An 8,245-nucleotide genomic window follows, 5' to 3' on the forward strand; every position below is an offset into this window, starting at 1 on the left:
TTTTCCATCTTTATTTTTAACCAAAAGAGATCTACATGCTAAAGGAATTCTATTTAAATTATCTGATTTAATCCATGATTCCCACATTGCTTTTGGCGCATTTCCAAACATAGCTCCACCATCAAGCATTTGAGTGTTACCTTCAAGAGAAATTATTTCCATAAAAAGAACTCCATTTTTATAGTTTAGTTGGGTCTTCAGAGTTATCTATATAAGGGTCTATACTTTCTAAATATGGTGCAATTGATTTCACATTTATTTCAGATTGAATGATTACCCATTTGCCATTTTTTTGGATATAGGGTCCTGGTAATGGAATTAAACCTCTTGGTAATAAAAAATTACCAAAAGACACAGCTTTAGTAATAAATATTTTAATTGTATTTAAAGCTTCTGGATTCACTTCTTTTCCTTGTTTAATAAATAAATCACCATTAGGTGCATATAGTCTTATTTTAGGTATTAATTTATCGCCGTCAGTGTCTAAAGTTAATGAAGCACTTTCTGAATATGACGTTAAAGTATTAATTGTTTTTTCAATATCAGAAAACATAACCTCTCCAGCAGGAGAAGAAAAATAATCGGAAAGAACAGAAGATTTTTTACGAATTCTATCTGAAAAATCTATTAATTTATTTTGAGTTTGGATCATGTCAAATAAGAAGGAAATACTAGAAAAATTTTTAAGAGAGTCTGTAGGTAATAAAAAATCTGCTCCAGATGAAGAGACTGTGGTTAAAATATTATCTAAATTATTTTCTTTTTTATCAGAACTAATAATAGAAACAAAAGTTTTTTGATTTGAAAATATAAATGTTTGGCCTTTTATTGACCAATACATATCAAGTTTAATATTAAAATTGTTATTTAGTAAAGATAAAATACTTTCTAAGTTTTTTCTAAAATTATTTCTTTGAAAACTAAATCGGCCACAAAAATCCCAAGGGTTTATTTTTTGTGAACATATAGAATTTAAAAACTCAATAGGATCATTTATAGATAATATAATTTGTGAGTGATTAATTTTATTTTCTTCATCAAATTCTAATGATTCAATAGATAATTCAATTGCATGATTGCCAAGAAAATTTTGAATAGATAATGGCACATTTTTTAAAACCAAACTTTTTAAAGTATCTGAAGATAAATGAAGGCTCTTTTTTATTTTTGGTTCTATTGCCAGCAATATAGAATCTTTAATGGATAACTGTAATTGAGTAGCACCCCCAATTAAAAAGGTTTTTCCATTCCATATTTCTTCTATTAATGAAGTTAAAGGTTTAGCAAAAGGACTTCCTTCTGAATCTGTAACTTTATCTTCATTTTGATTTAGGGCTTCAATATCATTTATATTAAGAATTTCATCATTCGATTGATTGCCCGTAGGTATTGGGTCAAAAAATTCATTTTCATCTAAGGATTCCGAAGTGGATAAAAAATCATTCAGAATATTGTCTAGAGAAGTTATTATTTTTTCGCTATATTGTGGGTATATATCAAGAATAAAAAAGCCACGCGCACCTATTTCACCGATTGGAGGTATGGGTTGTTGTGTTCGAGGATTATTTTCTAGACCAATATTTTTTGAAAATTGATATAGCTGCCTATCTGTATTGACAGTGTAATTAAATGCTGCAGCAAAAGTCGGCTTACCTACTTTTTGAGCAATATGAGAAAGTGTTGGTGTATAAGATTTTAAATTTGAATATAAATAAGTAAATATTCCAGTAAGAATAAATATTATAAATGTAACAAAGAATATAAAAAATTTAAGAAGTTTCGCATTTTTTTTCATACCGTTTTTTTATTTCCTAAACTTAATTAACGAAACAATTCAAATAATTTTCTTGCCGCATCCATTCTTCTTGCTTCTTCTGAGTTTGGATCTGTTTGTTCATGCATGATAAGCCGTTGAGGAATGGCGGATAAAAACCGAGATGCTTTTGGTTCCAAATCTTTTCCTGACGCTCTTCCTTTTTTGCGAAAACCACAATGAGAAATAAAAAGTCTATACTTTGCTCTCGTAATAGCGACATAAAAGAGGCGCCTTTCTTCTTGAATTCCAGATTCAAGAGCCAAACTTTTTTCATGCGGAAGAATACCATCTTCAACGCCAATTAGAAATACATAAGGAAACTCTAAGCCTTTTGAAGAATGTATGGTCATGATCTGAACTTTATTCTTAGTTTCCTGAGCAATATCAAATCTTGCTTTATCTAAATGAAGTGCATCTACGACAGATTGAATTGATTCTTCTGGTAATTCAAGTTTTTCAATCACATTAAAAACTCTTTCAACAATATCAATTCGAAATTGAGCATTTTGCATATTGGCAGAAGACATAAGAATGTCTTTTTTTAGACCAATGTTTTCATAACAATCTCTTAGAGAAGAAGAAATATCAACTTTTAAAGAAGAATTTTTTAATTTTTCACCATATTGATTCCAATTTTTAAGAAATTCTGCAATGCCTTTGTGTTCACAAGAAAGTTCTTTAAGAGTAGCAAATAAGTTTGAAGTAGGATTTATTGTTTTGTTTGAAAAATGCATTTCTTTAATTTTTTCAAGCGTGGCTATTCCTATTCCTCTTGCAGGTAAATTTATAATTCGAAAAAGGCTGTTCAAGTCATTTGAATTATGAGCAAGTTTTAAATAAGAAAATAGATCTCTGACTTCTTTTCTATCAAAAAATTGAGTTCCTCCATGAATTGTATATGGAATGTTTTTCTCAATAAATACTTGTTCAAGAGGAATTGTTTGGCTATTTGAACGAACAAGTATAGCAATATTTTCAAAATTAAGTTTTCCAGATTCTCTTTGCAAAGACAATATTTTTTCAACAACAAATAAACATTCATCTCTTTCATTTTCGCAGGCATGAATGACGATGGGATGTAAATTAGCTTGTTCGCTCCAAAGCTCTTTTCCTAATCTTTCTGTATTTTCTCTAATAACACTGTTTGCTGCATTTAAAATGTTAGGCGTGCATCGATAGTTTTGTTCCAATGTTACTTTATTTGCGTCAGGAAAATGTTTTAAAAAATCTGAAATAATTGATGGCCTCGCTCCTCTCCAAGAATAAATACTCTGATCATCATCCCCTACAACACATACATTTTTTGTTTTTGATGATAACATGCAAATAAGTTGAAATTGGCTAAAACTGGTGTCTTGATATTCATCTACCATTAAAAATGAAAATGAATCTTGAATTTTATTTAATAATTCAGGATTATTTTTAAAACCTAATACAGTTAAATAAACAATATCATCAAAATCTACTAAATTAAATAAACGTAATCTTCTATTATATGAATTAAATAATTTGCAAATAATTTTTCCATCAAAAATGTTTTTTTGTTTTTTGAAATCTTCATCAGTATATAAATTATCTTTATAATAAGATATTTTTTGGGAGGCATCTTGTAATGATAAAATTTCTTCTAAATGAAATTCTTTTATGGATTCTCTTAATAAATTTAGGCTTTCATTTTCATCGGAGATAGAGAAATTTCTTTGTAATGAAAATTCTTTATGATATTGTCTTAATAACTTTAGTGCAAAAGAATGAAATGTTGAAAGTTCTACTTTTTTTGCAGCTTTTTCTCCAATTATAGAAGATAATCTAGATTGCATTTCTCTTGCCGCTTTATTTGTAAAACTTACAGCGACAATGCTTTCTGGGCGAATTCCAGAATGAATCATCCATGCAATTCTTGAAGTAATTACTTTTGTTTTACCAGTGCCAGCTCCTGCTAGCACAAGTTGTGCACCGTAAGAAGAAGTAACAGCTTTGAGTTGTTCTTTATTTAAAGAATTTATTATATTATTTGGCATAATGTTTTATTTTTCATTTCTTTCAACTTTTAAATATTAAAAATAAAAGTTCATTTCCATAAGTACTGACAGTAAAGGCTCCCAAAGCTAAAAAAGGTCCAAATGGAATGGCTGCTGAAAGTCCTTTTTTAGTATAAATTCCCCAAAAAATTCCTATAATTGCTCCTAAAATGCTTGCATAAAAAAGAGTGAAAATAACTCCTTTCCATCCAAGTACAGCCCCTATAAATCCGAGATATTTTACATCACCCATTCCCATTCCATTGCGATGTCTAATGAGTTCGTAAAGCTTAGAAACAACAAATAAGCCCCCAGCTCCAGCAATTATGCCGATTATGCTTCCAGACCACCCCATTTCTGGGTTTAAACAGCTGATAAAAAATCCAATAATTATTCCTGGCAGCACAATTTTATCGGGAAGAATTCTGTATTTAAGATCAATTAAAGATAATGGAATTCCTGTATAAATTATCCATAACGAGATAAAAAATGGTACATAATTTGTAAAATGAAATTTGCCATATTGGTATGATTGTATACTTAAAAACCCTGGCAAAGATTCTAAAACTATTTGTGGCGTTAAAAATTTAAAAAATATAATAACAGTTAATAATCCTGTTATTATTTCAATTATTGGATATTGAATTGAAATTTTAACTCCACAATTTGAACATTTGCCGTTTGAAAAAAAGTAACCTAAAACAGGAATTAAAGCAGTATTAGAAATCGTTTTTTTGCAACTTGTACAAGAACTTCTTGGGTGAATAATGGACATGCCTATTGGTATTCTATAGGCAACTACGTTTAAAAAACTTCCCATGGAAACGCCAAACAAAAAAACAAACACTCCAAAAATGATATTTAGTGTACTTAATTCTACAGGCATTTATTTTTCCTTGACAAAATATGAAAATTCAATCAACTATTCTATTCCAATAGTTTTTGCCCTTTATATTAATACAAAAGGCGGAACAATAGAATTGAACACGAGAATATTATGAAATCAATCTCAAAGAATAGAAAAGCCTGGCACGATTATTATATTGAAGAAAAAATTGAAGCTGGTCTTAGTTTAAAGGGTAGCGAAGTAAAGGTTTTGCGCGAAGGGCATGGAAGTGTTGTTGAGGGTTATGCCATGGTTCGTGATGGTCAAGCATGGCTAGTAAACGCTTATATACCGACACTTAAAAATGCCAGTTATCTTAATCATGCAGAGCGAAGAGATAGAAGACTGCTTCTAAATCGTAAAGAAATTGAAAAGTTAGATGCCTCAACAAGGCAAAAAGGGTATACCTTAATTCCTTTAGAGCTTTATTTTGATGATAATAATCGTGTAAAAGTAGAACTTGGATTAGCAAAAGGGAAAGCCAATCACGACAAAAGAGATTCCGAAAAAGAAAAAGATGCTAAAAAAGAAGCCCAAAGAGCTATGCGTCGATAAATTCAAGAATATAACCTGTCTTTTCTCAATTATTACTAAATTATAAATAAATAATTACTAAATAAAAAAAATCTTCCAAAAAAAGAAAATTTATTTTTTGAACAATAAATTAACTAGGAAAAATATTAAATTTTATAAATATATTTTATAAAAATAAAATTTCTTAATAAAAATAAATAAAATAATTTATCTAAATATTATTATTTTAAAACTTTCAAAATTATTTGCATTTTATATAAAATATATTAATTTTTTATTTTATGAATTGAGTGATATTAAAAATTATCATAATTTATTTTTAATATATTTTATTCATTAAATTATAAGTATTTAAATTTTTACTTAATTATAAGAGGTTTTATGAATTTACAGATACCATCTTTTTTGATGAAAATGTATATACCAGAAATATTGCTTTGGATGTCCGATAATAATAAAGATATCAATAACAATTTAGAAAAGTTTAAAAAAAACCGATTTATACGAACTTTATCAATAGTAAAGAAATATTTTTAGACCCACTTGACCCTAATTTTGAAATATTTTTATTTAATTTTAATGGTATTTTGTTTGATTTTTATTATTGTATTAGAAATAAAGAAATTAATAATAATTATGAAATTCTTTGGAAAAAATATGTAAATTATCGGATTGATTTTGAAAGAAACTATTTTAAAAAACTAATTGATGAAGAAAAAAATTTAAATGTTAGAATTGATTTTTTAGCTGGTGATAAAGAAAATATAGAGAAACAAGAAAATGATTTAAATAGAAATATATTAAATATAAGGTCTATCGATCAAAAAAAGCAAAAAATATATAGTCCTTTAAAAGAAATCATAGAAAAAAACAAAATTGAAATAGTAAATAATAAAAATGAGGTAGATAGTAATATTATTGATTATAAAAAAGATCAAAAAACTTTTGAAAAAAAGAAAAAATTGGCTGATTTTTTTCTTTCTCTTTTTAAAAGTGAAATTTTATTTATTTATATGAATATCGAGTTTTTAAGAAGAGTAACAAAATCATTAGAAATTAAATTTGATGAAGATAAATATAAGCATATACCAATTTTGCTTGATTATTTAGATGAAAAAATATTTGAGTATCAAATAATAGAAACAAATAGAATAAAAAAAATATCAAGCATTTTAAATGCTATAGAAAAAGCCTTTAATCAATACCTTTTGCTAAGAGGGCCTAAAATTGCTCTTGAGAAATTTAATAGTTTTTTTGAAGAAAAATCTCCAAATGGGTTTAAATTAAAAAAAGATAGAAATCTTAAGTATTTTATGGATTATCATGAAGAGTATTTATATTATCTTATAAACACGGAATTATTTTGTACTCTCTTTAAATTAAGAGGAAATGCCGGATTCATTAAATATTCAGAGTCTGAAAAATACCTGTCTTTTCATTTAGAAAATGCGAACTATGAAAAATTTAATCTAATTAAGTATATTGATCCTAATAATCCTTTTGAAATTGTTAAATCAACTAAAAAAATTTGTAAGGTAGTTAAAGAACTTAATTTAATTAATAAAAATTACCCTTTTTTAATTATGGATTCAGAATTAAATTTAATGCCTGTAGATTTAAACTTCAAAAAAAGATATTATCATGATGGAGATATTTATAGTTTAAAAGATGATTTTATTAAAAATAATATAGCTAAATATAAATTAGAATTTTATGGTAAAGAAATAGTAATAAATAATAAAATTTATGCTAGTACCGAAATTGTTTTTTTTGAAATTTTAGATATATTTTCTATGATATTGTTAAAAAATAAAGAAAATACACAAGAAATAATTTGGAAAAAAATTATTAATAATATGAATGGTAATATAAATAATTCAAACATTAAATATATAACTATTAAAGAATTAGTTGAGGGTTTTAATAATTCAATAAAAAATAAAAATATAACTGCATCGGAATATGAAAAATATCGGAAAAATATTATGACAATTAAATCCGATGAAATTCAGCGGAGTTTGCTAAAAATTTTGGATGAAAACTATGAAAAAAATATGCTCAATTTAAGATTTGGAAAATCGCATAATTTTATATCTATAAGTGATCATTTGCCAAAATTTGTACCAGGTACTGTATCTAATTGTATAATGGAAGCTGAGTATTTTATACGAAAAAATTTATTAACAAAAATATTAACAAAAATACCTACAAATAAAAGATTTCATCCTAAAGCTTTAGTAGGTGGCTCAATACCTAATTCTGAAAAATCATCTGCTAAATTTTTACTAAATGCAGATAACCTAAATTTATCTCAAGACGTAAAAAACTTTGCAGGAAAAGGGGTTCAAAATGTAAATTTGAATAATGATATTTCGGACGTTACTTCTATTCGCTCTGCGACTGGATTTTTAGCTGCTATGAATACAAAAACTTCTAATAGTTCTATTGATTCTATTTTAGATAAAACAATTAAACAAATTAAAAATGATTGTGATATTTATATAAAAGAGAATGATAAATATTTAAAATCATATGAAAAAAACATGGTCCTATTGATGATGAAAAAAGAAATTATGCAAAGAAATTAATTGGTAATTTGATAAGAACGGACAGTAAGGCACACAAAGTTAACGAATTAAGAAAATTAGTAACAAATGGAATTACTTTAGCATCATTAAATGCAACGATAGAAAATATTAAAAAAATTGAAAATAGAACTTTAATTCATAGTCCAGCTGCAGGAGGGATGACTCCAATTTATATTCCAAATAATATTCCAACAAGTAAGGTTACTGTATATGGAAAACTTATTTTATATAGAGATTTATATTTAAAGGCATTAAACCAAGATCAGCAAATGCAAAATAAAAAAATCTGAACAATTTATTAAATTCTATTTATGCCAGTTAAGAGTTGAGAAAGATATTGTGAAGATTGAAGAAATAGCTCCAATTTGTTAGTTAATTGTTGCTTAAAAAAAAGTAACAA

At 26.4% G+C, this 8,245-nt stretch carries 6 protein-coding genes and 1 pseudogene; 3 read left to right on the plus strand and 4 right to left on the minus strand.

Annotated features, from left to right (window positions below):
- From ACIQ56_RS11575 to ACIQ56_RS11590, 4 genes and pseudogenes are all read right to left on the minus strand, one after another.
- Nucleotides 1-162 (minus strand): annotated as a pseudogene (locus ACIQ56_RS11575) (MBL fold metallo-hydrolase); the annotation flags it as partial.
- 16 nt (nt 163-178) lie between these two features.
- Nucleotides 179-1,795, minus strand: coding sequence for a hypothetical protein (locus ACIQ56_RS11580; RefSeq protein ID WP_397601218.1), 1,617 nt, complete (start codon nt 1,793-1,795; stop codon nt 179-181).
- A 26-nt stretch (nt 1,796-1,821) separates the two neighbouring features.
- Complete coding sequence (locus ACIQ56_RS11585; RefSeq protein ID WP_397601219.1) at nt 1,822-3,837, minus strand: ATP-dependent helicase; 2,016 nt, start codon at nt 3,835-3,837, stop codon at nt 1,822-1,824.
- 22 nt (nt 3,838-3,859) lie between these two features.
- Nucleotides 3,860-4,723, minus strand: coding sequence for a prepilin peptidase (locus ACIQ56_RS11590; RefSeq protein WP_397601220.1), 864 nt, complete (start codon nt 4,721-4,723; stop codon nt 3,860-3,862).
- 108 nt (nt 4,724-4,831) lie between these two features.
- Between ACIQ56_RS11590 and smpB the strand changes: the two genes are divergently transcribed.
- The 3 genes from smpB to ACIQ56_RS11605 all read left to right on the plus strand — a co-directional run bounded on the left by smpB (nt 4,832) and on the right by ACIQ56_RS11605 (nt 8,135).
- Nucleotides 4,832-5,278, plus strand: coding sequence for an SsrA-binding protein SmpB (smpB, locus tag ACIQ56_RS11595; RefSeq protein WP_272914822.1), 447 nt, complete (start codon nt 4,832-4,834; stop codon nt 5,276-5,278).
- A 566-nt stretch (nt 5,279-5,844) separates the two neighbouring features.
- The gene (locus ACIQ56_RS11600; RefSeq protein WP_397601221.1) at nt 5,845-7,845 is read left to right on the plus strand and encodes a hypothetical protein; all 2,001 of its coding nucleotides are present in this window, start codon (nt 5,845-5,847) and stop codon (nt 7,843-7,845) included.
- Nucleotides 7,846-7,853: 8 nt separating this feature from the next.
- On the plus strand, nt 7,854-8,135 hold the full coding sequence (locus ACIQ56_RS11605) for a hypothetical protein (RefSeq protein ID WP_397601222.1): 282 nt from the start codon (nt 7,854-7,856) through the stop codon (nt 8,133-8,135).
- Nucleotides 8,136-8,245: the final 110 nt, after the last annotated feature.

This window comes from Silvanigrella sp. (assembly GCF_044369315.1).
Lineage (GTDB): Bacteria > Bdellovibrionota_B > Oligoflexia > Silvanigrellales > Silvanigrellaceae > Silvanigrella.

Coding starts and splice junctions, on each gene's coding strand:
- ACIQ56_RS11585 (WP_397601219.1), bottom strand. CDS start 3,837: ATGCCAAATAATATAATAAATTCTTTAAATAAAGAACAACTCAAAGCT.
- ACIQ56_RS11590 (WP_397601220.1), bottom strand. CDS start 4,723: ATGCCTGTAGAATTAAGTACACTAAATATCATTTTTGGAGTGTTTGTT.
- ACIQ56_RS11580 (WP_397601218.1), bottom strand. CDS start 1,795: ATGAAAAAAAATGCGAAACTTCTTAAATTTTTTATATTCTTTGTTACA.